This window comes from Methylocella tundrae, from assembly GCF_901905185.1.
In the GTDB taxonomy this organism is placed as follows: Bacteria; Pseudomonadota; Alphaproteobacteria; order Rhizobiales; family Beijerinckiaceae; genus Methylocapsa; species Methylocapsa tundrae.
Window position 1 is genome coordinate 331903 of sequence record NZ_CABFMQ020000001.1, and the last position, 24419, is coordinate 356321.

Consider the following 24419-nt stretch of genomic DNA (forward strand, 5'->3'; position numbering starts at 1 on the left):
TTCTCGGGACGCCTTCAGGCCTGCTCCCGAAAAAGGCTCAAGGTCGAGACGCGTTTCCAGACGGTCTCGAAACCGGCCTTCAACTCTGTCTTCAGTCTGGCCACGATCCGCGACCTGGCCGGCGCTCCGATCGACCGGGATCCCGTCTTCCCCTTCACTTTGGCGGCGCTCCCGGCGAGCGCCAGGGCGCTCCGGCGGGAACTGCGCGCGAGGCCATGCTCGGTCTTGTGCCAATGAAACGGACGCAATATGAGGTCGTAAAGCGCCGCCCAGGCCGCGACCGACATCAGGAGATGATAGGGCAGCAGCAGCGGCACAAACAGCCATGATCCGAGCAGTTTTCGCCGCTTCATGCCGATCAGCGTGAGCCAGATCACCGCCCCCGCGCCAAACGCCACGACAGAGAGCCAAAGCGTCGTCTCAACCACGGAGAGCACCGAATCCGGCCGGGGAAAACCGGCGGTCGCCAGCTGAACCAGCATGGCGCTGGTCAAAAGCGGCCAGAGCAGGGGCGCAAAGACCATATTGATCATGATGAGAGAGAAAATGGCGGCGCCGGCCCAGCCGATCTCCCTGACGAGGCGAGCCGGGTCGCGGCTCAGCGTGACAAAGGTCTGCGTCCAGCCTTTCGACCAGCGGCGCCTTTGCGTGAGCCAGGCCTTGAGGCGGGCTGGCGCTTCTTCCTGTGTCGTCGAAGCGAATGTCGCCGAACGATAGCCGAGCCGCGCAAGCCGGAGACCGAGATCGGCGTCTTCTGTTACATTCCAGGGGTCCCAAGCGTAAACTTCGCGCAAAACATCGGTGCGAAAGTGATTGGACGAGCCGCCTAGAGCAAGCGGAAGGCCAAGATCCGCCATGCCATGATGCAAGACGTCGAAGAGGACGGCGTATTCGATGGAAAAAAGCCGGGTGAGCCAGGAATCTTCGACATTGTCGATTGAAAGCTGCGCCTGAAGACAGGCAAGGCTGCGCGGCTCGCGCAAAAAACGCGCGGCGGCGTCGCGCAACTGCTGCGGCGCTGGAATGTCCTCGGCGTCGAAGACCGCGACCAAGTCTCCGCGCACGAGAGAAAGCGCGATATTGAGGGCGCGCGGCTTGGTTCGCGGCCAGCCGTCTGGCGCGACGATGATTTCATAGGCCGGCGGCAGGCCGAGGGCTTGCAGCGCCTGACGCGTCGCCACATCGTCGTCCTCGATGACGAGCTTGATGTCGAGTTTGCCACGCGGATAGTCGATCGCCTCGAGGGACGCGGCGAGCTCGCGGACGACGCTCGCCTCGCGATGCAGCGCCACGATGATCGAATAGGTCGGCAGCAGCCGGTCGTCGATGCGGCGGCCGCGTCCGGCGTAAGCATCCTGATTGCTCGCAGCGCCGGCGAACAACCGCAAACAGATCGCCGCGAGAAAGAGAGAACTGCTCGCGATCGTCAGCGCCGCCAGTCCGAAGGCCGGTTCGAGCGCGCAGATCAGTCCCGCCATAGTGGTCGCGGCGATCACGGCGCAGCACTGCGCCTCGGTCGCCCCCGCTTTGGCGGATAGATGCGGGTCGCGGCCGGCGAGGGCGAAACTCGCCTCATGGACAATGGCGGTCGCCGCGGCGGCGCGCACGAGACGAGACATATGCGCCGGGGTTGTGATGGCGAGGCTCTCTCGCATCTCCTCCCCACGTTCCTTGCGCCGCAGCAAGCTCGTCACCGTTGCTCCCCGTGGGGCGGCAAGCCAGCGTGGCCCCTCGCCGGAAAGCGGAGCGACGCCGACGTGGATCGAATGTGGATAGCGCGCGCCCTCGGCAAGGACGACATCGCGCTCGATGAACGTTACTCCAAGATGCCGGGCAAGCGACTGATAATAGAAGCCTTCTGTGATCGCGCCGGTGGCCAGGATCGCGGCTTCGGGCGTAATCGCCTGCGCACGCGCCAGTGCGGCGGCTTTGAGGAGAAGCGCCGGGGACGCGCCATAGGCGGAAAGAAAGGAGAGCTCGCACGGGAGCTCTTCAAGCTGCCGCCCCCCACGCTGGCTCCCTTCAAGGCGCCGGTCCCGCTCAGCGCGGGCCGCCCGTGAAGGATCGGCGGCGATTGAAGAAATCGGTAGCGTCCGGTGCGCGCCGGACGTGTGGTTGGCTTCAACATTCATTCGGGGAGCGCGCCGGGGGAGAGTTGTGCTGAAGCTTACGCTAACAAAATATTTTAAATCATCAATCGACTTTCGATAGATGGAACCTAAATAACGTGCGATAGTTGTTCTTCTGGTTCGAGCCCCGCGTTTTTGGGGCCGAAGGACGGGAATTTGATAGAAGGCCGCGGTGAAACACCGATGCCGCGCCAATCGCCTTTTAAAATATAAAATTAAAAAAATGAAGAAATAATAGGGAAGGAGTCAAGGACATGTATATGAGCGCTGCGGCGTGTTTAATATGTGCCATAATACTTTCTCGACATTTTAAGTTTTATGTTCTTATACCGGCATCATTCCTTATCGTTGTGACAGTCTGTCTGAAGGATGGATATTTTGGTCAAAGTTTATCGAGGGTAGCGCTCGAGGCCATTATCCTGCTGACGTCTCTTCAGGTTGGCTATGTGTGCGGGCTGCTCTTTCCGCTCATTCCCGCTATTGTGGGGACGGCGCTTAAAGCCTCTTTCGGAGGCGTCCCCGCGCAATCGCTTTCCTTTCACGCTCCCTGGCTGCGGCGTCGGCGAACGGGAACTCCTCCGCGCTCGGCCAGATTCGGCGATCTTCCGCCGGATGCGGCGCGGGCGCATGAGACAGGGCGGCCGGCCGCCTAGAGCGGAATGCGATTCAGCCTAGAGCATATTCCGATCAGATCGGTTCGATCTAATCGACAAGAATATGCTCAAGCTTTTGAATCTGAGCCGCTTTCTGGTCGATCGGATGACTCCATTCCATTCGGGGCTTGCGCCACGGGCGCCTGATTGCGTCTGAAAGTGAAATAGGCCGGCTTCCGCCCTTCGCGTAGCGCTTTTGCCTCATATCGCGTTCCGGGCCACCCGCGCCACGGATCTTGCCAGTCGCTGGCGGTTTCGGGCGCCCAGATGAAATGCGGGGAGCGCAGGAGGCGCGCAAGCGTCCAGCCGGCGTTGTCATCGATGTCCGTGGCGAAGCGAAGTTCGGCTCCGGGCCGCATGACGCGGGCGAGACGGCTCAGCAGGGCATCGGACAAGAAGCGCCGCTTGCGCTGGCGCCTTTTCGGCCAGGGGTCGGGATAGAGCAGATAGACGCCTTGCAGAGCCGCCTCGGGCAGCGCTTCGATGATCGCGCGCGCGTCGCCCTCGTAAAGGCGGACGTTGCGTAATTTCTCCGCCTCGATCGACGCGAGGGCTTTGGCGACGCCGTTTCGAAAGGGCTCGCAGCCGATGTAGCCGACATGCGGATGCGCTTTCGCCAGCGCGGCAAGATGCTCTCCCCCGCCAAAGCCGATTTCGAGCCAAAGCTCGCAGACGCCCTGCGGAAACAGCGCCGCAGGCGCAATTGGCCGCGACGCGTCGAGCGCAACCTCGGGCAGCGCAGTTTGCATCAGTCCGTCGTGGCGCGCAGTCAGCCGCTTGCCTCTGCGGCGGCCAAACAGCGTCGCTTGCGGCCGGACCAGCGCCTCACTTTCGCTGCGAGCATCCGCCCGTGAGGCGCGCTGCCGGGCGGCCAGTGACGCATCGCCGGATCGCTGCTCCGCCGGAACGCGCGCTATTTCCGCGGCAGAGGGGGCGTTATCAGGCAAGATAGGCTTTGATCTTGTCCCCAAGGTCGGTTTTCTCCCAGGAGAAGCCGCCTTCCTCGTCGGGCGCCCGGCCGAAATGGCCGTAAGCCGAAGTTCGCGCATAGATCGGCCGATTGAGCTGCAGGTGCTCGCGAATGCCGCGCGGCGACAGGCGCATGCTCTGGCCGAGGATCGCCTCCAGCTTCTCTTCGGCGACTTGGCCGGTGCCGTGCGTGTCGACATAGATCGAAAGCGGTTCGGCGACGCCGATGGCGTAGGAGAGCTGGATGGTGCAGCGGTCGGCCAGACCGGCCGCCACAACGTTTTTGGCAAGGTAGCGGGCGGCGTAGGCGGCGGAGCGATCGACCTTCGTCGGGTCTTTGCCCGAAAAAGCGCCGCCGCCGTGCGGAGCCGCTCCGCCATAGGTGTCGACGATAATTTTGCGCCCGGTTAAGCCGCAGTCGCCGTCGGGGCCGCCGATGACGAATTTTCCAGTCGGATTGACGTGCCAGACAGTGTCCTGGCCGATCCAGCCCTCCGGCAAAGTGGCGCGAATATAAGGTTCGACGATGGCGCGCACATCCTGAGAACTCAGATTTTCATCAAGATGTTGAGTGGAGAGAACGATCTGGGTGACGCCGACGGGCTTGCCCTTGACATAGCGCACAGTCACCTGGCTTTTGGCGTCCGGGCCGAGCTTGGCGGCGTCGCCTTTGCCGGACTTGCGCTCGCGCGCCAGAACTTCAAGAATTTTGTGGGAATAATAGATCGGCGCCGGCATCAGCTCCGGCGTTTCGCGGCAGGCATAGCCGAACATGATCCCCTGATCGCCGGCGCCTTCGTCCTTGTTGCCGCCGGCGTCTACGCCCTGGGCGATGTCGGCCGATTGGGCGTGCAGCAGTATCTCGACATTGGCGGTGCGCCAATGAAAGCCAGCCTGTTCGTAACCGATGCTCTTGATTGCGCCGCGGGCAGCCGCCTCGATCGCCGCCGGCTCAACCGCCGGGCCGCGCACCTCCCCGGCGATGATGACGCGGTTGGTTGTCGCCAAGGTCTCGCAGGCGACGCGGATCTGATAAGGATCGACGCCGGCGCGCGCGCCCTCCCGGAAAAAAAGATCGACAATCTCGTCTGAGATGCGGTCACAAACCTTGTCGGGGTGTCCCTCCGCGACAGATTCGCTCGTAAAAAGAAAATTCTCGCGAGCCACAGCGGCCTCCGTTAAACATTTTGGGAGGCCCGCAGCCGATAGCGAAGGGCCCATGAAATGAGCCCCAAAAATTTCAATATCCCGTTCGTTTTGTCAAGCGAATTGGGCTGTCCTGTTCGTTAGACCGAACGCGCGCTAGTCGCGCAGGCCTCCGTCCCTCGGGGTTGGGGGCGCCAGATCGGCGCTCGCCTCGTCGCCGGCGAGGGCGGAGACAAGATCGATGATTCGCTTGCGCACCTTGGGGTCGTGAATGCGAGAGAAGGCCATGTTGAGATGCAATCCTTCCGCAGTCGAGAGGAAGTCTGCGACATAACTTGGATTTGCGTCCTCGGCGACGCCAAGCCTTTGTTCAGGAGCGGGGGGGCTCTCGAAAGAAGGCGCGCCTTCGAAGAAGAACGCCGGCGGCACGTCGAGCGTGCGCGAAATCTGCTGCAACCGGCTCGCGCCGATCCGATTCGCGCCCTTCTCGTATTTCTGAACTTGCTGAAAAGTCAGACCCAGAGCTTCGCCCAATTTTTCCTGGCTCATGCCAAGAATGACACGCCTCATGCGCACGCGGCTGCCAACATGACGGTCGATCGGGTTGGGAACTTTCTTGACCTTATCCATGGAGATATTTTGATCGCTCATAGCCCTACCGTGCTTTTATAGTAGAACGTTTCTTGTAAGGTTCGATACTGGGGTTTCATGCGTTCATATCGATACAGCTTCCTCGGGCGACAGCTGTCGGGCTGGTGACCTTTTGATAAAGGATGAAAATAATTACATGACACTTAATCCGCTATTGTCAAACACGCTTTCGCGAAAACACCGCGACGGCAATGGCGAGAACGGCAATCCAGCATAAAAGCGGCGTTAAAAATGGGTGACGGGCGAAAACCGGCGCGGGAATCGCCGCCGGCAAGGAGCCTTTGAGAAGGCCTTCGACGCCCAGAGGCAATTGCTCCTTGACGCGCCCATAGGGATCGACAATGGCCGAGACGCCCGTGTTGGCGGCCCGGATGAGCGGCAATCCCTCTTCGACGGCGCGCAGCCGAGCCTGGGCGAAATGCTGGTAAGGGCCGGCCGTCAATCCGAACCAGCCGTCATTCGTCACATTCAGCAAAAGCCCGGGCCGCGGCGCTCCTGGTTCTTGCGGCAAAACTTCTCCGGGGAAAATCGCCTCATAGCAGATCAGCGGCGCGACCGGCGGCAATCCCGGCACGTTCAGCGTCTTGCGTCCGGGGCCGGGCTCGAAGCCGCCCGGAATGTGGACGAAATGATGCAGACCGATATGGGTCAGCAGCGATTCGAAGGGCAGATATTCGCCAAAAGGCACTAGATGGGCCTTATCGTAGGAGTCGATAAGGACGCCGCCGCTTCCGATGACCTGAATGGCGTTGAAAAAGACCGGGTTGGCCAGTTTCGAGATCGGAAGGCCAAGGCCCGCGGCGATGGTTCTTGGATCTTCCTCCGCCCTCGCGGCGCCAGTGACGAGAATGGAGCCAAGCGGCAGCGCCGCCCCGATTTCGGCCATCGCCTCCGGGTCGCGCGACAGAATGAACGGAAAGGCCGACTCCGGCCAGATCACCACCGTCACGTTGAGCGAATCGGCGTCGGCTGCGAGCGCTGACAGTTTGAGGTAATGATTTAAGATCTCGTCGCGGTATTGGGGCCGAAATTTATCATCCTCCGCGAGATTCGGCTGCATGATCCTCAGCGCGACGCCGGCGACGGAGTTCTGCGGCGCTTGCGCCAGACGCCACGCGCCGAAACCGAATACAGCGGCGAGGGCGACCAGCGCCGCCCCCGTCGGCGCGAGAGGCCGCCGGGAAAAAGGCTGCGCCGCGAGAGTCGCCGGCGCGGAAAAAAGGACGATCGTAACGATGGTCAGCCCATAAAGCCCGATCACCGAGGCGAGCTGTGCGCCAGCGAGGTTGCCGCCGAGCGCCATGCCGAAGGCGTTCCAGGGAAAGCCCGTAAAAAGGCGCCCGCGCAGCCATTCGGTAAAGGTCAACGCCGCGGCGAATGCGAAAATCCGGCTCGGCCCTTGCGTCCATATCAGGCGCGCGAGCATGAAGCCCAAGGCCGGATAAATCGCCATGGCGGCGGGAAGTCCGATGACGCCAAGCGGCATCGCGAAGACGTATTGATCGTTGTCGGCGAGAAACGCCGCCCCGAGCCACCAAAGGCCAGCGAGGAAATAGCCAAATCCCCACCACCAGCCCGCCCAGAAGGCTCGTCGCGCCGCGAGTGGCAGCTTGCGCCAAACCCGCCATTCGCGCCCGGATGAGGTGGAAAGGGGGGTGACGGGTTTCTTTTCGGGCAAAGCGGTCGAGCCGTCGATCAGCCAGACCGCGACCGTCATCGGGACCGCCATCGCCGCAAAAAAGTTGAAGGGCGCCATGGCGAGTGCGCCGACCGCGCCGCAGGAGAGCGCGATCAGACGGCGGCGCCATCCAGCAGCCTTTGTGATCGATGCGGCGAGAGCGAACATGTTAAAGATCCCGAAAGGGAGCTTTAAGCGAAGGCGCCGCCGATTCGCATGACGAAGGCGTGACGAAACAAAGGGCGGGGTGGATGTTCTTGTGCCGCGAAATCAAGGAAGCTCTCCGGCCTGATGATGAGCGCCGGGACGGCCGGCCGCTAAGGCCCCGCTGCCGGCGGTCTATCCCGTTTGACCAAAGGAGGATGTAAATCCGATTCTTGTCTTTAACGCGGAGACGGCCCCCTTTCGCGTTGCGGCCGCCATCGCCAGGTAAGCCGCCATCGCCCTGTAAAATGCCGGAGATTTGCTCCGACGGCGCGTCACCTTCTGGGAGCTCAAACGCCTCCTTTTTTAGCTGCCCGGTCAAGGCGCCGCCGGGGAAGAATCGCCTGCTGTTGAACCGCCCTGCGGCTCCAGGCTTTTGGCGGCGGCTCTTTTCAGGCCAAGGTGAATCCTGACCCGTTTCACGCGGCGCGGATCAGCGTCCAGAATTTCGAATTCGAGGCCGCCTTCGACGATGATTTCGCCGCGCACCGGCACATGGCCGGCCAGCGTCGTGATAAGGCCGCCGATCGTGTCGACCTCCTCGGCGTCGCTGATCGCAGTGAGATCTGCGTCGATCGCCAAAGAGACGTCTTCAAGGCTCGCGCGCGCATCGACGATGAAGCTGCCGTCGGGGGCGGCGTCGATCTTCGGGCTTTCGTCAAGGTCGTGCTCGTCCTCGATGTCGCCGACGATCATTTCGACGATGTCTTCGATCGTGGCGAGCCCGTCCGTGCCGCCATATTCATCGATCACCAGCGCCATATGCGTGCGCGTCGCCTGCATTTTGACGAGCAGATCGAGCGCCGGCATGGAAGGCGGCACAAACAGCACCGGACGCAGAACGTTGGCCTCCGCCAATGGAATGTCGAAATCCGCGAATGTCTTGAGTTTGAAGCTGTCGGCGGCATCTGTCTCTGACACGCTTGGCGGCGTCGGACGATCGCCCTCATCCTCGACCGGCTCCGGAATGCCGGCGGCGAAATAGGCGACGAGATCGCGGATATGTATCATGCCGCGGGGATCGTCGAGCGTCTCGCCATGCACGGGCAAGCGCGAGTGGCCGGCCGTGCGGAAGACTGCGAGCACCTCGATAAGGCTGCTGTCGAGCGAGACCGCGACAATGTCGGCGCGCGGAACCATGACGTCCTCGACCTGGACTTCATGCAGGGCGAGGACATTCCTCAGCATTGTGCGCTCTTGCGGCGACACATCGACCTCGATCGATGAATCGGCAAGCGCATCCTGGATATCGTCGCGGATCGAGGCGCCGCCGAGGCCGAATATGGCGCGCAGTCGATCAAACAGGTTCGGCTTGGCGGGCGCCCTCTCCGTTCCGGCTTCGCCCGCTGCCGGACTTTCGCGTTCGCTCATCGTCGTCATCGTTACGGTTTGGCCCGAACCAGAGGCTCCTGATAAGGATCCTCGATCCCGAGCCGGGCGAGCACAGAGCGCTCGAGAGCCTCCATCGCCTCGGCGTCGGCGTCGGCGATGTGATCATAGCCGATCAAATGCAAAAAGCCGTGCGCGAGAAGATGCGCGACGTGGTCGCGCAACGGCTTTGCGGCTTCTTCGGCTTCTCTGGCGGCGGTTTCGAAGGCGATCACGATATCGCCCAGAACGGGGCTCGAAGCGATCGCGCCGCCGCTCGGAAAGGAGAGCACATTGGTCGGCTTGTCGATGGATCGCCATTTGCGATTGAGATCGGCAATGAAAGCGTCGTCACAAAGGACGATGCTGATTTCCGCGCCCTCGGCCAGCCTGACGCCGCTCTGGCTGATCGTCTGGCCGATCACCGTCTCGGCAAGGCCCGCGGGATCTTCGAATCCATCCCAGGCCTCGGCCTCGATCGCAATGTCGATGAGGGGTTTCATCGTCGGGCTTTCTCGTCCAGGGCCACCGCCTGATGGGCGTATTCATATGCGCCGACGATGCGGCGCACCAGATCGTGACGAACGACGTCGCCTTCCTTGAAGATGACATGGCCGACGCCTTCAAGACCGGACAGCAGCTTGATGGCTTCGCTAAGGCCCGACCTCTGGCCGACCGGAAGGTCCGTCTGCGTCGGATCGCCGGTGACGATCATGCGCGAGCCCTCGCCTAACCGGGTCAGGAACATTTTCATCTGCACCGACGTGGCATTCTGCGCCTCGTCGAGCAGAATGCAGGCGTTGCTGAGGGTTCGTCCGCGCATGAAGGCGAGCGGCGCGACCTCGATCATGCCGGTTTGCATGCCGCGCTCGAGCATGCGCGGGTCCATGAAGTCGGCGAGAGCATCGAAGATCGGGCGCAGATAAGGATCCACCTTGTCCCGCATGTCGCCGGGCAGGAAGCCAAGGCGCTCGCCCGCCTCGACGGCGGGGCGCGACAGAATCAGACGCTCAACCGCGCCCTGCTCAAGCAGAAGCACGGCGTAGCCGACGGCGAGCCAGGTTTTGCCGGTGCCGGCCGGTCCTTCGGCGAACACCAGTTCATGACGTTTCAGCATGCGCAGATAAATGTCCTGGGCGGCGTTGCGGGCGCGCACAGGGCCGCGGCGGCGCGTTCCGATCTGCTCGAAAGCAATGCGCCCCGCATCCGTCTCTTTGGGAAAAAGCGAGCCCTGCAGCGCGCCTTCCTGGATCGCGCCGTCGACGTCCCCGAGGGTCACGGGCTGGCCGGTCTTGACGCGTCCGTAAAGGTTTTCCAGCACGAGGCGGGCGTGCTCGCAGGCGTCCGGCGTTCCCTTGATGGTGACGAGATTGCCATTGGCGTTGGCGATGACGCCGAGCCTTCGCTCCAGCTTGGCGAGATTTTGGTCGTAATGGCCAAAAACCAGCGAGGCGTAGCGATTGTCGTCAAAGGCGAGGTTGATCTCGACGGCTTCGAGGTCGCTCGGCGGACGCTTGATCTCCGGCCGAGGCAGCGCGGGGGAACGATCGGATGGTTTCAAACGGACCCTCGCACACTGTCTTGGATCGCGGCGGGCGGCCGCGATCCCGGCTCGGACGCCAGCCGCCCGAACAAGGAATTGGAGCCTGTCGCGACGATTTCGACCGTGACGATGGCGCCGATGAGATTTTCAGCCCCGTCCAGCTGGACCGGCTGCAGATAGCTTGTCTTGCCGGCGATCTGGCCGGGATGGCGGCCGCGCTTCTCGATCAAGACGTCGAGCTTGCGCCCGACCATGCTCCGATTAAAGGCTTGCCGCTGGCTTTCGAGGAGCGCCTGCAGCCGCGCAAGGCGCTCGACTTTGACGCCTTCCTCGATCTGATCGGAGCGGTCGGCGCCGGGGGTGCCAGGTCGCGGCGAATATTTGAATGAGAACGCGCTGGCGAAGCCGACGGTCTCGATGAGGCGCAGCGTCGCCGCGAAATCCGCATCCGTTTCGCCGGGAAATCCAACGATGAAATCGGATGAGAGCGCGATATCGGGCCGCGCCTCTCTGATCCTCTCGCAGAGCGAAATGTAATCGGCGCTCGTATGTTTGCGGTTCATCGCGGCGAGCACCGCGTCGGAGCCAGATTGCACCGGCAGATGCAGGAAGGGCATCAGCTTCGCCTCGCTGCGATGCGCTTCGATCAGTCCGGCGTCCATGTCGTTCGGGTGGCTCGTCGTGTAGCGAATGCGCGCGATGCCCGGCAGGCTGGCGATGTCCCGGCAGAGCTGCGCGAGCGAGGCCGCGCCTTGGCGCGCCTCGCCGTGGTAGGCGTTGACGTTCTGGCCGAGCAGCGTCACCTCGCGCACGCCGGCGGCGGCGAGCGCCGCCACCTCGTTCACGACGGCCTCGAGCGGGCGCGAATTTTCGGCGCCGCGCGTATAGGGCACGACGCAGAAGGTGCAGAACTTGTCGCAGCCTTCCTGCACCGTCACAAAAGCGCTGACGCCGCGCTTGCGGGTTTGCTGCGGCTCGGGCGCTGCGAGGAAATCAAACTTGTCCTCGGCCGGAAAATCGGTGTCGACGACCCGCTTTTCGGTCTCGGCGCGGCGCAGCAGTTCCGGCAGGCGATGATAGCTTTGCGGCCCGACGACGACATCGACGGCGCTCTGGCGGCGATAGATTTCGGCGCCCTCGGCCTGCGCGACGCATCCAGCGACGACGATCCTGGTGGCGAGCCCCGCGCCGGCGCGCTCCAATTTCAGCGCGCGCAGCCGGCCTAGTTCGGAAAAGATCTTTTCAGCGGCGCGTTCGCGAATATGGCAGGTATTGAGAATCACGAGATCGGCGTCTTCGACCTCCGCCGTCTCGGCATAGCCCTGGCGGCTCAGCAGATCGGTCATGCGCTGGGCGTCATAGACGTTCATCTGGCAGCCGAAAGACTGCACGAAGAGCTTTCGCCCGTGCGCGGGGGGCGCCGTCTCATCGGGATGTTCGCCGCTTGCGCGCGCCTGCCCCGACTCCAACTTCAAATCATCCAACTGAGACATCATCCCCGCGATCTTCGAGGCCGCAGCCTCGCATGCGTATTCTAAAGGCTAATGACGCTCGAAGAAATAGGCATCCTTACCTCCTTCAAACGCCGGGTCGAACCCTACGCTTCGACCGTTCTGCTAAAACCCGGTCTTGTCAGACTTGCCCACCCAAGTCCAGCCGCATCACGAGGGCGCTCGCCGGGCTCTCGCCCTGTTTGCGGTAGTAGGCCTTGCGCTCGCCGATCTGGCGAAAGCCCGCCGCATCATAAAGCGCGCGCGCGGCGGCGTTCTGGGTGTCTACTTCGAGAAAGAGCCGCCTGATGCCAAGTTTGGTGAGGCTGGCGATATGCGTTGCAAGTAGCGTGCGGCCAACGCCGTAACGCCGCCACGCCGGGGCGACGGCTATGGTCAAGATCTCGGCTTCATCCAAGGCTGCGCGCGACAGGATGAATGCGGCGAGGGCGCGATCATCCGCCTCGATGGCGCCATTCGCGACGATCTCCTGCCCCAGCAGCAATTGTTCAAAGTCGGCTTCGGCCCAAGGATAGGCGAAACTGCCGGCGTGGATCAATGCGCACTCCGCGCTGCGCTCGGCGCCGATTGGACGATAGGCCGGCGCCGATCCTTTGACGAACAGGCTGAACATGGGTCAAAGGCCCAATTTATCGAGGCTCATGGGGCGTCAGTCGGCAAAAACACGCTCCCCGCCTGGGGCTTCGCGTCGGCGGCTTTGAGATAGAGCGGCCGCGCGGGCGCCAGCGCCGGATCGGCGAAAAGCCCAAGTCTCGCAACAAAAGCAATATCGGGAACGAGATTTTCAGCGATAAGTTCGACATTCAGGCCAAGTTTTTCCGCCTCGGCCGCGAGAAGCGGCGCGCCGGAGCCGGCAAGCCGGACATCGCCGGGGCCAAGCGAATGGGCCGCCTCCAGAGCCGACGCGATACGGGGCGCCAGCAAAGCTCGCCCGTCCGGACCGAAAGCAGCGAAGAAAATATTGCCGTGACGGGCGTCGATCGCGACCGCGACGACGCCAGGCTTCTGCGCCACGATCAAGGGCGCCGCGAGAGCCGCCAGCGTCGAAACGCCGACGACGGGGATTTCGCAGGCGATGCCGATGGCGCGGGCGGCGGCGATCCCGATGCGCAATCCCGTAAACGAGCCGGGACCGACGGTGACCGCGACGCGGCCGAGGGCCTCGAAGCCGCCATCGACTCTCGCCATCACCCGGTCGATCAGCGGCAGCAGCGCTTCGGCATGCCCGCGCTCCATCGCGATGCTTTCGATCGCTTCGACTCCGCCCTCATCGTCCAGCACGCAGGCCGAAACCGCCGGAAGCGCGGTGTCGATCGCAAGGATTTTCAAGGGCGAACTCCGCCGGTCGCTTGCTTCGGCGCATCGTCGTCAGACGAAGCGGGATCTGCTTGGCGCAAGGCGGCTTGAAACGGCGATTTCGCTTCAGATCTGTTCGACGGCGCGTACATCCGGCACATAATGTTTGAGCAAGTTCTGAATTCCATGCTTGAGGGTCGCAGTAGAGGAGGGGCAGCCCGAACACGAACCCTTCATGGCGAGATAGACGGTTCCGTCGCGAAAACCGCGAAATTTGATGTCGCCGCCGTCATTGGCGACGGCGGGCCGCACATGGGATTCGATGAGTTGTTTGATCGTCGCGACGGTCTCGGAGTCGTCCGCGGCAAAAAATTCGTCCTCGCCTTGCAGTCCGTCGCCATGCTGCGCCGCCGCCTCCGCGTTGAGCAGCGGGGCGCCCGAGACGAAGTGCTCCATGATGGCGCCGAGAACGGTCGGCTTCAGTTCCTGCCAGTCGGCGCCTGAATTGGTGACCGAGATGAAATCGGACCCGAAAAAGACGCCGGAGACGCCGTCGAGCGCGAACAGCGCTTCCGCGAGCGGCGATTGCTGCGCGCCGGCGGCTTCGCGGATATCGAGCGTGCCGGCGCCCATGACGGTGCGGCCTGGCAGGAATTTCAATGTCGAAGGATTCGGCGTCGTTTCAGTCTGGATGAACATGGCTCTCTCCCAAACGTCCGGTTCAAGGCCGGAGCTGGATGCGGCGAATGAAGGCGACGGCGCGCTGCTGCGGCCGCCGTCCCACAAATAAATAAGCGTTCCGGATCAATATGGCGAGCGTGATATTTCGTCGAGCCCAAGCTTGCTGCGCGGCTTGCCTGCGGCGTCCTTTTGATGAGGATCGGCCGAGGGCCCAAGCGGCGTGGGCCGCGCCCGGCCGTTCCGTGTGACTTTCAGGGCATTTCGGCTCAGCAAGGGGCGGCTCGTCGAAAATTCTTTGATCGCGGCTGAAGGGCTCAGCGCGCGATCGTTCCCACGGCATCGCCGTCGCGCAGACGAAGATGGCCGGTCATCGCCCGCGCGCCATCGCTCGCATTGTCGTCCGCGTTGACGCGCATTGCGCCTCTATTGGCGGAGCCCGCGTCCGGCGACACGCCGCTTCGGCCGAAGCCGACGCGCAAATGGCCGCCGACCCATACGCAGCTTTCGCCGTTTTCGCTCGCGGTGAATCCCGGGCCATAGGCGGCGTCGCATTTGACCTGCGGGGAGGGTAAATCATCCGCCCGCGCGCCCGCGCCAAGGGCCAGGAGACCGGCGCCGACGCTTGAAAGAAACCAGACGGCCTTGGCGCGTAAGATCATGAAGAATCCCGAATCTTCGCTTCCCGACGAATCGCCATTGGAGTGACTTTATAATGGGGCGATTTAATGGTCGATTAACGAAAGCTGCGCCAATCTCCAAGACTGGCCTGGATCAGCGCCAGCGCCGCGACAGCCGCCGTATCGGCGCGCAGGATTCGGGGGCCGAGCGACAGGCGTAGCGCCTGCGGCATGGCAAGGAGTAATTGCCGCTCGTCCTCATCGAAGCCGCCTTCCGGGCCGATCAGAACGGCGAGCGGCCGAGGCCCGGCGCCGGGGACGGCGCGCAGCGCGTCTATGGGGTCCTGCACTGGCGCGTCTTCATCGCAGAAGATCAGCAGGCGCTCCGGGCTCCAGCCTTCGAGCAAAGCGCCGAGCCGGGCCGGAGGAAAAATCTCGGCGATCGACAGGATGCCGCATTGTTCCGCGGCCTCGATCGCGTTCGCGCGCATGCGCTCGAGATTGATTCGCTCGGCCTGCGTGCGCCGGGTGAGGACGGGGCGAAGCTGTCCCGCCCCCATTTCGACCGCTTTTTGCACCATATAGTCGAGCCGGGCATGTTTCAGCGGGGCGAACAGATAGTGCAGATCGAAGGGCGGATGCTGGGCGCGCGTCTGTTCATGCGCGATAAGCGCCGGCGATTTGCGGTTCGCCGCGTCGAGGCGCGCGCGCCATTCGCCGTCGCTTCCGTTGAAGACAAGAATTTCGGCGCCATCGTTCAGCCGCAGGACATTGCGCAGATAGTTCGCCCGTGGGGGGTCGAGAGCGACGCGCGCCTTCGGCGTCAGCGGCGCGTCGACGTAAAGGCGATGGGAGGTGAAATCAATGCGGGGCATTTCGTGCTCGACAAACGCAGGACGGGCGGCGCGCTTGCTTGATCGGGCGCGTTTTTGCTATGGAAACCGCTTAACGAACGGCAAACGCCGTTGAAAGGCTCGGACCATGATGGCGAATAGTCTTATCCTTGGCGTGCGTAAAGCCGCGGCGTTTGGCGCGCTGGCGATTTGCTTTGGTTTCGGCGGCGTCGCGCATGCCCTTGACTGCAACGAAGACATCGCATCGCTGACAAAGAAGCGCCAGGTCGTTATCGATGACTTGAATCGTCTCGCCAAGGGTTCAAAGAACCAGCTCGATCCCGTCGCCTCATGTCCTAAACTCAAGGCGCTGGTCGGCGCCGAGCGTGAGCTTCTCGCCTATCTCACCAAAAATAAGGAATGGTGTTCGGTTCCGGACAATGCGCTGGAAAACATCACCCTCAGCGCACAAAAGTCCGGCTCGGTAGCGGCGCAGGCCTGCAAGATCGCCGCGCAAGTGACGCAGATGAAAAAAGCGCAGGAGCAGGGCGGCGGCCTGCCGCAAGGCCAGAAGCTCCCGGCCGGCCCCCTGTGACGAAGACGGCGTCCGCGGTCCCTCGCTCAGGCGGCACGGCGCGTGAGGCGCCAGCGGACCCGTTGCGTCTGCCCGACGCTGACCAAAGGTCTTTGCTCTTCCGCCTGGCGCCGAAATCATGGGCGCCTTTTCTCCAGCTCGCCCGGATCGACCGCCCGATCGGCTGGTGGCTGCTCGTCTTGCCGTGCTGGCAATCGAGCGCGCTTGCGAGCGTTCATCAGGGCGTCCTGCCGCACGGCCGCGATCTCCTCCTGTTTCTGATAGGGTCCATCGCCATGCGCGGCGCGGGCTCGACCTATAACGACATTGTCGACCGCGGCATCGACGCGAAAGTCGAGCGCACGAGAGGCCGGCCGCTTCCCTCCGGCCGCGTCGGCGCGCCCGCCGCCGTCGTCTTTCTCGCCGTCCAGTGTCTCATCGGCCTCGCCGTTCTCTTGAGCTTCAATCGCTTCGCCATCCTGCTTGGCCTTTCGTCGCTCGGGTTCGTCGGCATTTACCCCTTCATGAAGCGGATCACGTCCTGGCCGCAGGCCGTTCTCGGGGCCGCCTTCGCCTGGGGCGGACTGATGGGCTGGGCGGCGGCGCTCGGATCGCTGGAACCCGCGCCCGTGCTTCTGTATGCGGGCGCGATATTCTGGACCATCGGCTATGACACGATCTATGCGATGATGGACGTCAAGGATGACGCTATCGTCGGCATAGGCTCGACCGCGCGGTTTTTCGGGCGCCGCGTGCGCGCCGGCGTGGCGTGCCTCTATGCCGTCTCGATCGCCTGCGTCGCAGCCGCCATATTCGCCGCAGGGGCGGGCGGCCTGGCGCTGGCGGGACTCGCTGGCTTTGCCGCCCATCTTGCCTGGCAGGTCGCTCATCTTCCCGCGCCCGCCGAAAGCCTGGATGAAGATGCGACCCCCGCCCTGCGTCTGTTCCGTTCGAACCGTGACGCGGGGCTTATTCTCTGCGCGGGTCTTTGCGGCGAGGCGGTTCGGCTGGCTTTGGGCTAGAGCGCTTTCCGATCGAATGGAGTCATTCGATCGAGAAATCGCTCCAGATTCAAAAGCTTGAGCATATTCTTGTCAATCAGATCGAACCCGATCTGATCGGAATATGCTCTAGGGCGTCATGCCCTAAAAAAAGCTCTCGAGGGAAATTGGCGCGTAGCCGGCGCGCTCCATTTCGATCACGAATGCGACGCTGCGGGCGATCAGGCGATCGCGCCTGCTGATGCCGGCGACCTCCGCGCCGGGGGATGGGACGATCTCCGCGACGTCAGCGCCTTTTGCGACCGCCACGCCATCGCGCGCCAGCCCGCGCAAGCGGCCAGAGACCGGCGCGAGGATGGCGGTTTCGCCGATGGAGCCGACGATGTCGCTTTTGGCGATCCGCTCGCCGAGCCGTTTTGCGCCGTGAAAGAGCCCATGATGGGGAGCGGCGATCATTCTGCCGTCGGCAAAGCGCTCTTCGTCGCGAGAATCCTGGCGCGTGATTGATCCGTTCCGCAGCACCGCGCCAGGATCGCGCGCTCCAATGTCGATCACAACGTCGCAATGCTCGCCAGCGACGAAGCCGCGGCCGAGTCCGATAGTGAACTCACTGAGATGACGCAATTTCTCAGGCGCGGCGCCGGTCCCGGCGCGCGCATCGACGATGACGTCCCAGGGCCAGCGCGTCGCCACATCCTCAAACGGATGCCAGAGCACTGGAATCGACGCGCCGCTTTTGAGCGAGTCGAGAAAATCCCGGGTCTTGTCAGCGCGGCGGGCTTCGACTCCTTCGAAACTGAAGGCGCCATCGGTCCAGGCGTCGACGAAAGCCATGCGCCGCCGGATGGTTCGAGGCGGCGTCGGCTGATGGATGGCGACGGCATAGCCGGAAAGATGAAGCTTGCGGGCGATCGCGGACGCCAGTTCGTCCATGCCGAGCACAAGAATGGAGGTTTCATCGCTCATCGCGCCGATCTCATCAAAGAAAAGCGCGGCGACTGTGTCAGCTTGGCGTCAAAAAGACAAGATGTCTCGAATATGCCTGAAGACCTTCGAATTGGGTCAACCCACTGCCCGAAGGTCGTTCGCCGCCATCCAGGCGTCAAGATCGCGAGACCCGCGGGCGCTGATCGCCGCCTTTTTCAGCGCGCCCTTCTCGGCGCCGCGCACGCGCCTGCCTTCCGGCGCGGCGAGCTTTTCCGTCAGGGGCGGAAACAGCCCGAAGTTGACGTTCATCGGCTGAAAAGAGGGGGGGCCTGCGTCGATCGTCTCGATATGTCCCGCCGTAATATGATTAATAAGTGAGCCGATCGCGGTCGTCGCGGGCAAAGGCGGGAACGCCTCGCCCTTTTCATCGGCCGCGGCCATGCGTCCTGCGATCAGCCCGATCGCCGCGCTTTCGACATAACCCTCGCATCCCGTGATCTGGCCGGCAAAGCGAAGTCTCGGGTCCGCCTTGAGGCGGAAGGCGCGGTCCAGCACTTTCGGGGAATTCAGGAACGTGTTGCGATGCAAGCCGCCGAGCCGCGCGAAATTCGCCTGCTCCAGCCCCGGAATGGCGCGAAACACCCCGACCTGCGCGCCATGCTTCAGCTTGGTCTGGAAGCCGACCATATTATAAAGCGTGCCGAGGGCGTTGTCCTGCCGCAGTTGCACGACGGCATAGGCCTTGACGCCGGGATTATGCGGATTGGTGAGGCCGAAGGGCTTCATCGGACCGTGGCGCAGGGTTTCGGCGCCGCGCTCGGCCATAATCTCGATCGGCAGGCAGCCGTTGAAATAGGGCGTATCCTCGAATTCCTTGAATTCGATTTTTTCCGCCCGGTTGAGCGCGTCGATGAAGGCGTAATACTGGTCTTTGTCGAGCGGACAATTGATGTAATCCGCGCCCGTGCCGCCCGGGCCCGCCTTGTCATAGCGCGACTGCATCCAGGCCTTGCTCATATCGATCGAGTCTCGATGCACCACAGGCGCGATCGCGTCGTAGAAAGCCAGATCGCGCTCGCCGGTGAGCGCGCCGATCGCCGCCGCGAGAGCCGGCGAGGTCAGAGGGCCGGTGGCGATGATGACGTTTTGCCAGTCGGCAGGCGGCAATCCCTCGATTTCCTCGCGGAAAATTTCGATCAGGGGATGGTTCGAAATCTGCGCCGTGATGTGAGCCGAAAATCCATTCCGGTCGACGGCGAGCGCGCCGCCCGCCGGCAGCTTGTGAGCGTCGGCAGCGCTCATGATGAGCGAACCCAGCGCGCGCATTTCCCGGTGCAGCATGCCGATGGCGCTGGTTTCGGGGTCGTCCGCCCGGAAGGAATTGGAGCAGACGAGTTCGGCGAGATCGCCGGAGCGATGCGCCGGCGTCTGTCGCACGGGTCGCATTTCATGCAGCGCGACGGGAATGTTCCGGCTGGCGATCTGCCAGGCGGCTTCCGCTCCGGCGAGGCCGCCGCCGATGACGTGGATGAGGGAGGAATTCTGGTTGGGCATGAGAGGACGTTAGAGCGTCAAGCGCTTCACGTCACCAGAAACCAGGCCGAAAGACCTGTGGCCTGCCGCTCGGCGATGGCGGATTCGATGGCCCATTTGCCCGGATTGTCGGCGATGAAGGCGAGATGCTTGGTTTTTCCGGCCGGGACCAGCACGCTGTCGCGCCAATAAGGCTCCCAGCCGTCGTCGAGATCATGGAGGAGCCGCATGGAATGGCCGTGGACGTGGATGTCCTGGATGAAGGCGGATCTGTTGACGATCGCAAGGGTCACGGGAGAGCCGCGCTTTACGGAGAACAGCGGCTTCGCGGAAAACGCAGCCGCCGCGACGCCGTTGATCGTCCAATAGAGAGGCTGGGTCCCTTCCGCGGACGCCTGTTTTGCGGGTTCGATCACGAGCTCCGCGCGCTTTGCATTCTGAAGCCTGATCTCGGCCGGGAGCGAAGGATTGACTGGAAGCGAGCCGATAGCGGGCAGGCTTTTGCGCGCTTCCCCTTCCGTCCTGAAGGACAAAAGCACGCGATCTGGCTCATTGTCGCCGCGCAGGATCAAACGCGCCTGCGCCGCCGCCTCTTCCGGAAGGTCGAACATCATGTCGAAACGCGCGCCGGGTCCGACGGGAATGGTCTGCCGGACGGGCTCGAAGGCGGAATCGGCCGGCTGTCCGTCGACCGCCAGGATGAGGGGCTTCAGGCCTTCAAAGGCAATCGACATGATCCGCGCGTTGACGGCGCTCAGAAGGCGCAGCCTGACGCGCGACCCCGGCGGCATTGTCTCCGCCACGGGAACAGCCGTCGAATTCAGTGTGACCAGTGAGCCGACGCGGCCGCGCCCCGCCGCGTCCTCTTTGGCATCGAAATCGGCGATGATCGCGCCCTTGTCGTCGAGACGCCAGTCGGCGATGACGGCGAGCATGTCGCGGTCGGCCTTCGGCGGATCGGGCTCATCGACGATGAGCGCGCCATAGAGGCCGCGGCCAAACTGTTCGCCGGCAAAGGGCAAAACCGCCGGTCTGTACCCGAACAGGCCGCTGTCAGGCGGCGTAAAGCGATAGTCGAAGCTTTCGCCGGGGGCGACCGGCTTCTGGGTCAGGCCGCCGACGCCGTCCATGCCATTTACGATGCGAACGCCCGGCCACGACAGACTCGTTGGCTGCTCAAGCCCGTTGACCAGCCGGATTTTGAGTTCTTCGCCTTTCTTGCAACGCAAAAGTGGGCCGGGGACCGCGCCGTTGAAGGCAAGGACCGGCGTCGGCGCGGCGGGCTCGGGCAGGAGGCGCAGGGAGCCTGGCGCCGCCTCGAGAATCAAAGACCCGTCCTGGCCCGCGGCCGGCTCGCCGCGCGCGGAACAATCAAAAAGACTGATCGCGAGGCCCGATCCGAGGAGGCGCCGGCGGCTGATCATTTTTGCGGGCATCGGCTGGCAAGGTTCGAGAGGGGACGGGCGTCGGCGAGAGCATTGAACGACGGGGCGGCGATCCGTGGTTCAGCCGGTTTAGGCGGCAAAGGCCGAATTTGGCAAGTGGACGGACGAGCTGAGCGCCTTGGCTCCAGGGTTTCGCGCCCTTCCGGAGATCGCGGGAAACGGGTAGTGTCTCAGTTTGAAATCTTAGCAGCCCGGCGGAATGCATCAGCGTCAAGAAGGACCGGATGGAAGGGTCGGCCGACCCTGCGCACATCTCCACGTCCTATGTGGAGCGCGGCAGTCTCACCATGCGGATGCATTTGCGCCGCTTCACTCGGCTGACCAACGCCTTCTCAAAGGAGGTCGAAAACCACGCTTATGCGGTCGCGCTCCACATGATGTATTACAATTTCGCCCGGCCTCATTTCAAGCTGCGAGTCACGCCTGCGATGGCCGCTGGCGTATCGGACCGGCTTTGGGAGATTAGCGATATTGTCGCGCTGGTCGAGGCTCAGGAAAACGTAGGGCGATCGGAAACAGGAAGGCAGTGGCATGAAGGCGCTCGCACCGTTGCTGGGATTGATTTCGGCAGGGCTTTGGTTTTGGTCTGCTGCGACGGCGATCCCGGCTAAGAGCTGGGACGACTTAAAAAAATTAGAGGGCAAACTAAAACGGTCCGCCCGCATCAACGGGGCGGCCGCTCTTGCTTCTGGGCTAGCGGTTTTAGCGACTGTCTTTTCAAACTGACCCACTACCCGAAAAACGCCCGGATTTGCCATTTTGCGCGGTCAAGCCTAATTGTGCTTTTTTTTGCTGCATCGGGCGCGGGCGATTGCTATAGAGCCCCACCCGAGGCGGTGAGGCGGACGTTCCCCTATTGCTGAAGGTTGCGCGAAAGTTGGTCGCGCGGGCGTGGCGGAACTGGTAGACGCGCCGGATTTAGGTTCCGGTGGTGAAAATCGTGGGGGTTCGAGTCCCTCCGCCCGCACCAGATCTCACCATCATCAGCTCGCGGCCGCGCCTGGCCAGCCGATGCGGATCGACATTTGAAATTTAGAGCAGGCGACGAAGTCGAAAAGGTTGGTCAGACGATGCAAGTCACGGAAACCCTCTCGCAGGGCCTCAAGCGCGAATTCAAGGTGGTGCTTCCCGCGACCGATCTCGCGACCCGCCTCGATAGCCAGCTCTCCGAGATCCAGGCAAAGGCCCGCATAAACGGCTTTCGTCCGGGCAAAGTGCCGGTTGCGCATCTGAAGCGGCTCTATGGCCGCTCGATCATGGCCGAGGTGGTGCAGGAGGCCGTCAACGAAGCCCATCGCAAGATTGTCGAGGACAATGCGCTGCGGCCCGCCTCGCAGCCGAAGATCGATTTTCCCGGCGAAAAGGACGAGCTCGAGAAAGCCTTCGAGGCGAAGGCGGATTTCGCCTTCACGGTGGCGCTCGAGGTCCTGCCGAAAATCGAGGTCGGCAGCTTCGAGGGCATTGAGATCGAACGCCTCGTCGCCGAGGTCAATGACGCCGAGGTGGATGAGGTCTTGAAGCGCCTCGCCGACCAGAGCCGGACCTATTCCCCGAAAGAAGGCGAAGGCGTCGCCGCGCAAAAGGGCGATAAGGCGACCATCGATTTCATCGGCAAGATCGACGGCGAGGCTTTTGAGGGCGGCGCCGGCGAGGGGATCGATCTCGTGCTCGGCAGCGGCAGTTTCATTCCCGGCTTCGAGGAGCAGCTCGAAGGGCTCGGCGTTGGCGAAAGCCGCACGGTTTCCGTGACTTTCCCCGAGGATTATTCGGCCGAGGCGCTGGCCGGCAAGGCCGCGACCTTCGAGGTGACGCTGAAGGGGCTTGCCGCGCCCGGCGAAGTCAATATCGACGATGAATTGGCCAAGGGCTTCGGGCTCGAGGATCTTGAGAAGCTGAAAGAGTCGATCAAGGCTAATATCGCGCGCGATTACGCCGCCGCCTCACGCCGCAAATGGAAGCGTGAGCTTCTTGACGCTCTCGACAAGAAATATTCCTTCGAACTTCCCGAAGGGCTGGTGACGCAGGAGTTCGACGCGGTGTGGCGCCGGGTTGAAGCCGAGCAGAGCCAGAGCGGACGCAGTTTCGAGGATGAAGGCACGACTGAGGAGGCGGCCCGCGCCGATTACCGCACGATCGCCGAGCGGCGCGTGCGCCTCGGGCTGCTGCTGGCCGACATTGGCGACGCCGCCGGCGTCAAGGTTGCCGACGAGGAAGTGAGCCAGGCCCTGTTCGAGCGCGCGCGCTCATTCCCGGGGCAGGAAAAGCTCATCTGGGAGTATTACCAGAAAAATCCCGCCGCGCTCGCCGAGATCAGGGCGCCGCTTTACGAGGAAAAAGTCATCGACCATATCCTCAGCCTGATCAAGGTGAACGACAAGACAGTCTCGAAGGAAGATCTCCTGGCGATCGAGGATGATGAGAACGAGATCGAGCGCAAGGACAGCGAAAAGGCGGAGGACGCGGCGCTCGCCTGAGCGAGGCTTTGCGGCCGGCTATTTTCAATGAGGTCGTTGCGAACTGACGCGAAGCGCTTATCTGCTTAACATGACGATTGTTTCGTTTTATCGGCCTGATTCTTGCCCCGTGACCAGCGACGAGACCCGATTCAATCGTCGATAAAGAGGAAAAGACCCCAATGCGCGACCGCGATCCGATCGAAATTTACGCCAATTATCTTATTCCGCAGGTCATTGAGAACACCAGCCGCGGCGAGCGGGGCTTCGACATCTATTCCCGCCTCCTCCGCGAGCGGATCATCTTCCTCACCGGTCCAGTGGAAGACAATATGGCGTCGGTGATCATCGCCCAGCTGCTCTTTCTGGAAGCGGAAAATCCGAAAAAAGAAATCTCGATGTACATCAATTCGCCGGGCGGCGTCGTCACGGCGGGCCTTGCGATTTACGACACCATGCAGTTCATCCGGCCGAAAGTATCGACCCTCTGCGTCGGACAGGCGGCTTCCATGGGGTCTCTTCTCCTCGCAGCGGGAGAGGCCGGGGCGCGCTTTGCCCTGCCGAACGCGCGCATCATGGTGCACCAGCCTTCCGGCGGCTTCCAGGGGCAAGCCTCCGACATTTTGCGTCACGCGGAAGACATCATGAAGGTGAAGAAGCGCCTGAATGATATTTATGTGAAGCATACGGGTCGCGATTACGAAACGATCGAGCGGACGCTCGACCGCGACCATTTCATGTCGTCGGACGACGCCAAGGAATTCGGCATCGTCGACAACGTCATCGCGCAAAGGCCCGATGACACGCCAGGGCACGAGAAGAAGTAGGCTTTTAGTTACTTTGTCAGATGCTTGACTGATTCGCTGCGTCGCCCTGATGCAGCGAACCCTGCGAGGCGCTGGCGGCGGCGGACCGCCCTGCCGGATTGCGGGGCGACTTGACAAACGCCGCACATGGCGCGGTTATTGCTTGGAAACTCCGGCTTGTTTTTCTGGCGCCGGAGAAAAAGACCGGCGCCGGCGATCATGCTGTCATTTCAGATCACGCGGCCTTTTGACGCGGCCTTGGCGGCGGCCGTCCAGACGACGCAAACCCTTGCTTCTCCGGCGCGAACATGATTGCATTTCAGTTCGGGTCGCAGTTTGAGGGAGAACGAGGCCAGGAAGAGAAGGAAACGGCTGGTTCGTGTGCGAATCCGCCGGCCAAA

Annotated in this window: 21 protein-coding genes, 1 tRNA gene and 1 pseudogene; 6 read left to right on the forward strand and 17 right to left on the reverse strand. The window is 62.7% G+C overall.

All coding sequences use genetic code 11. The annotated features are described in order from the left end of the window. Positions 1–14: 14 nt before the first annotated feature. The 14 genes from MPC4_RS01370 to MPC4_RS01435 all read right to left on the reverse strand — a co-directional run bounded on the left by MPC4_RS01370 (position 15) and on the right by MPC4_RS01435 (position 15321). On the reverse strand, positions 15–2132 hold the full coding sequence (locus MPC4_RS01370; RefSeq protein ID WP_174510943.1) for a glycosyltransferase: 2118 nt from the start codon (positions 2130–2132) through the stop codon (positions 15–17). A 718-nt stretch (positions 2133–2850) separates the two neighbouring features. Continuing rightward, positions 2851–3603, reverse strand: coding sequence for a tRNA (guanosine(46)-N7)-methyltransferase TrmB (gene trmB / locus MPC4_RS01375; RefSeq protein WP_244628795.1), 753 nt, complete (start codon positions 3601–3603; stop codon positions 2851–2853). Between the two features lie 118 nt (positions 3604–3721). Beyond that, positions 3722–4918 (reverse strand): methionine adenosyltransferase, encoded by a 1197-nt coding sequence (metK, locus tag MPC4_RS01380; protein ID WP_134489717.1) that lies wholly within the window; start codon positions 4916–4918, stop codon positions 3722–3724. A 135-nt stretch (positions 4919–5053) separates the two neighbouring features. Then, positions 5054–5548, reverse strand: a complete 495-nt coding sequence (locus tag MPC4_RS01385) for a helix-turn-helix domain-containing protein (RefSeq protein ID WP_134489714.1) — start codon at positions 5546–5548, stop codon at positions 5054–5056. A gap of 157 nt (positions 5549–5705) precedes the next feature. Further along, positions 5706–7394, reverse strand: coding sequence for an apolipoprotein N-acyltransferase (lnt, locus tag MPC4_RS01390; protein WP_174510945.1), 1689 nt, complete (start codon positions 7392–7394; stop codon positions 5706–5708). A 354-nt stretch (positions 7395–7748) separates the two neighbouring features. Beyond that, positions 7749–8810, reverse strand: coding sequence for a hemolysin family protein (locus tag MPC4_RS01395; RefSeq protein ID WP_174510946.1), 1062 nt, complete (start codon positions 8808–8810; stop codon positions 7749–7751). A 2-nt stretch (positions 8811–8812) separates the two neighbouring features. Beyond that, a complete protein-coding gene (gene ybeY, locus MPC4_RS01400) occupies positions 8813–9301 on the reverse strand; it encodes an rRNA maturation RNase YbeY (protein ID WP_134489708.1) in 489 nt (162 codons plus the stop codon). Further along, positions 9298–10332: a PhoH family protein gene (locus MPC4_RS01405; RefSeq protein WP_244628796.1), complete on the reverse strand. Its 1035-nt coding sequence runs from the start codon at positions 10330–10332 to the stop codon at positions 9298–9300. The genes ybeY and MPC4_RS01405 overlap by 4 nt, the downstream gene beginning before the upstream one ends. A 23-nt stretch (positions 10333–10355) precedes the next feature. Continuing rightward, on the reverse strand, positions 10356–11834 hold the full coding sequence (gene miaB / locus MPC4_RS01410) for a tRNA (N6-isopentenyl adenosine(37)-C2)-methylthiotransferase MiaB (protein ID WP_174511088.1): 1479 nt from the start codon (positions 11832–11834) through the stop codon (positions 10356–10358). 139 nt (positions 11835–11973) lie between these two features. Beyond that, positions 11974–12465, reverse strand: a complete 492-nt coding sequence (gene rimI, locus MPC4_RS01415; protein WP_174510948.1) for a ribosomal protein S18-alanine N-acetyltransferase — start codon at positions 12463–12465, stop codon at positions 11974–11976. Positions 12466–12491: 26 nt separating this feature from the next. After that, positions 12492–13181, reverse strand: a complete 690-nt coding sequence (gene tsaB, locus MPC4_RS01420) for a tRNA (adenosine(37)-N6)-threonylcarbamoyltransferase complex dimerization subunit type 1 TsaB (RefSeq protein ID WP_134489700.1) — start codon at positions 13179–13181, stop codon at positions 12492–12494. 93 nt (positions 13182–13274) lie between these two features. Beyond that, entirely contained in the window at positions 13275–13847 is a 573-nt protein-coding gene (locus tag MPC4_RS01425; RefSeq protein ID WP_174510949.1) for a NifU family protein, read from the reverse strand. 296 nt (positions 13848–14143) lie between these two features. Further along, positions 14144–14488 (reverse strand): hypothetical protein, encoded by a 345-nt coding sequence (locus MPC4_RS01430; RefSeq protein ID WP_174510950.1) that lies wholly within the window; start codon positions 14486–14488, stop codon positions 14144–14146. Positions 14489–14562: 74 nt separating this feature from the next. Continuing rightward, the gene (locus tag MPC4_RS01435; RefSeq protein WP_174510951.1) at positions 14563–15321 is read right to left on the reverse strand and encodes a 16S rRNA (uracil(1498)-N(3))-methyltransferase; all 759 of its coding nucleotides are present in this window, start codon (positions 15319–15321) and stop codon (positions 14563–14565) included. A gap of 109 nt (positions 15322–15430) precedes the next feature. Between MPC4_RS01435 and MPC4_RS01440 the strand changes: the two genes are divergently transcribed. Together MPC4_RS01440 and ubiA are read left to right on the forward strand one after the other, a co-directional pair. Further along, positions 15431–15874 (forward strand): hypothetical protein, encoded by a 444-nt coding sequence (locus MPC4_RS01440; protein WP_244605795.1) that lies wholly within the window; start codon positions 15431–15433, stop codon positions 15872–15874. Continuing rightward, positions 15871–16875, forward strand: a complete 1005-nt coding sequence (gene ubiA / locus MPC4_RS01445; RefSeq protein ID WP_425312410.1) for a 4-hydroxybenzoate octaprenyltransferase — start codon at positions 15871–15873, stop codon at positions 16873–16875. Before MPC4_RS01440 ends, ubiA begins: the two co-directional genes overlap by 4 nt. Positions 16876–16998: 123 nt before the next feature. On the opposite strand, the gene MPC4_RS01450 is transcribed toward ubiA, so the two are convergent. The 3 genes from MPC4_RS01450 to MPC4_RS01460 form a co-directional block, all read right to left on the reverse strand. Next, positions 16999–17820 carry a hypothetical protein gene (locus MPC4_RS01450; RefSeq protein WP_174510952.1) on the reverse strand — a complete coding sequence of 274 codons (822 nt, stop codon included), beginning with the start codon at positions 17818–17820 and terminating at the stop codon, positions 16999–17001. A gap of 96 nt (positions 17821–17916) precedes the next feature. Next, the gene (gene trmFO, locus MPC4_RS01455; protein WP_174510953.1) at positions 17917–19335 is read right to left on the reverse strand and encodes a methylenetetrahydrofolate--tRNA-(uracil(54)-C(5))-methyltransferase (FADH(2)-oxidizing) TrmFO; all 1419 of its coding nucleotides are present in this window, start codon (positions 19333–19335) and stop codon (positions 17917–17919) included. A gap of 26 nt (positions 19336–19361) precedes the next feature. Then, entirely contained in the window at positions 19362–20738 is a 1377-nt protein-coding gene (locus tag MPC4_RS01460) for a multicopper oxidase family protein (RefSeq protein WP_244628775.1), read from the reverse strand. A gap of 209 nt (positions 20739–20947) precedes the next feature. Here MPC4_RS01460 and MPC4_RS01465 point away from each other — a divergent pair. The 4 genes and pseudogenes from MPC4_RS01465 to clpP all read left to right on the forward strand — a co-directional run. Beyond that, positions 20948–21370, forward strand: a pseudogene (locus tag MPC4_RS01465) (hypothetical protein); the annotation flags it as partial. A 274-nt stretch (positions 21371–21644) separates the two neighbouring features. After that, positions 21645–21729, forward strand: a tRNA-Leu gene (locus tag MPC4_RS01470). A gap of 100 nt (positions 21730–21829) precedes the next feature. Then, a complete protein-coding gene (gene tig / locus MPC4_RS01475) occupies positions 21830–23233 on the forward strand; it encodes a trigger factor (RefSeq protein ID WP_174511090.1) in 1404 nt (467 codons plus the stop codon). A gap of 161 nt (positions 23234–23394) precedes the next feature. Beyond that, on the forward strand, positions 23395–24039 hold the full coding sequence (clpP, locus tag MPC4_RS01480; RefSeq protein ID WP_174510955.1) for an ATP-dependent Clp endopeptidase proteolytic subunit ClpP: 645 nt from the start codon (positions 23395–23397) through the stop codon (positions 24037–24039). Positions 24040–24419: the final 380 nt, after the last annotated feature.

Coding starts and splice junctions, on each gene's coding strand:
- MPC4_RS01370 (WP_174510943.1), bottom strand. CDS start 2,132: ATGAATGTTGAAGCCAACCACACGTCCGGCGCGCACCGGACGCTACCG.
- MPC4_RS01385 (WP_134489714.1), bottom strand. CDS start 5,548: ATGAGCGATCAAAATATCTCCATGGATAAGGTCAAGAAAGTTCCCAAC.
- lnt (WP_174510945.1), bottom strand. CDS start 7,394: ATGTTCGCTCTCGCCGCATCGATCACAAAGGCTGCTGGATGGCGCCGC.
- MPC4_RS01395 (WP_174510946.1), bottom strand. CDS start 8,810: ATGACGACGATGAGCGAACGCGAAAGTCCGGCAGCGGGCGAAGCCGGA.
- ybeY (WP_134489708.1), bottom strand. CDS start 9,301: ATGAAACCCCTCATCGACATTGCGATCGAGGCCGAGGCCTGGGATGGA.
- miaB (WP_174511088.1), bottom strand. CDS start 11,834: ATGTCTCAGTTGGATGATTTGAAGTTGGAGTCGGGGCAGGCGCGCGCA.
- rimI (WP_174510948.1), bottom strand. CDS start 12,465: ATGTTCAGCCTGTTCGTCAAAGGATCGGCGCCGGCCTATCGTCCAATC.
- MPC4_RS01425 (WP_174510949.1), bottom strand. CDS start 13,847: ATGTTCATCCAGACTGAAACGACGCCGAATCCTTCGACATTGAAATTC.
- MPC4_RS01430 (WP_174510950.1), bottom strand. CDS start 14,488: ATGATCTTACGCGCCAAGGCCGTCTGGTTTCTTTCAAGCGTCGGCGCC.
- MPC4_RS01435 (WP_174510951.1), bottom strand. CDS start 15,321: ATGCCCCGCATTGATTTCACCTCCCATCGCCTTTACGTCGACGCGCCG.
- MPC4_RS01440 (WP_244605795.1), top strand. CDS start 15,431: ATGGCGAATAGTCTTATCCTTGGCGTGCGTAAAGCCGCGGCGTTTGGC.
- MPC4_RS01450 (WP_174510952.1), bottom strand. CDS start 17,820: ATGAGCGATGAAACCTCCATTCTTGTGCTCGGCATGGACGAACTGGCG.
- trmFO (WP_174510953.1), bottom strand. CDS start 19,335: ATGCCCAACCAGAATTCCTCCCTCATCCACGTCATCGGCGGCGGCCTC.
- MPC4_RS01460 (WP_244628775.1), bottom strand. CDS start 20,738: ATGATCAGCCGCCGGCGCCTCCTCGGATCGGGCCTCGCGATCAGTCTT.
- tig (WP_174511090.1), top strand. CDS start 21,830: ATGCAAGTCACGGAAACCCTCTCGCAGGGCCTCAAGCGCGAATTCAAG.
- clpP (WP_174510955.1), top strand. CDS start 23,395: ATGCGCGACCGCGATCCGATCGAAATTTACGCCAATTATCTTATTCCG.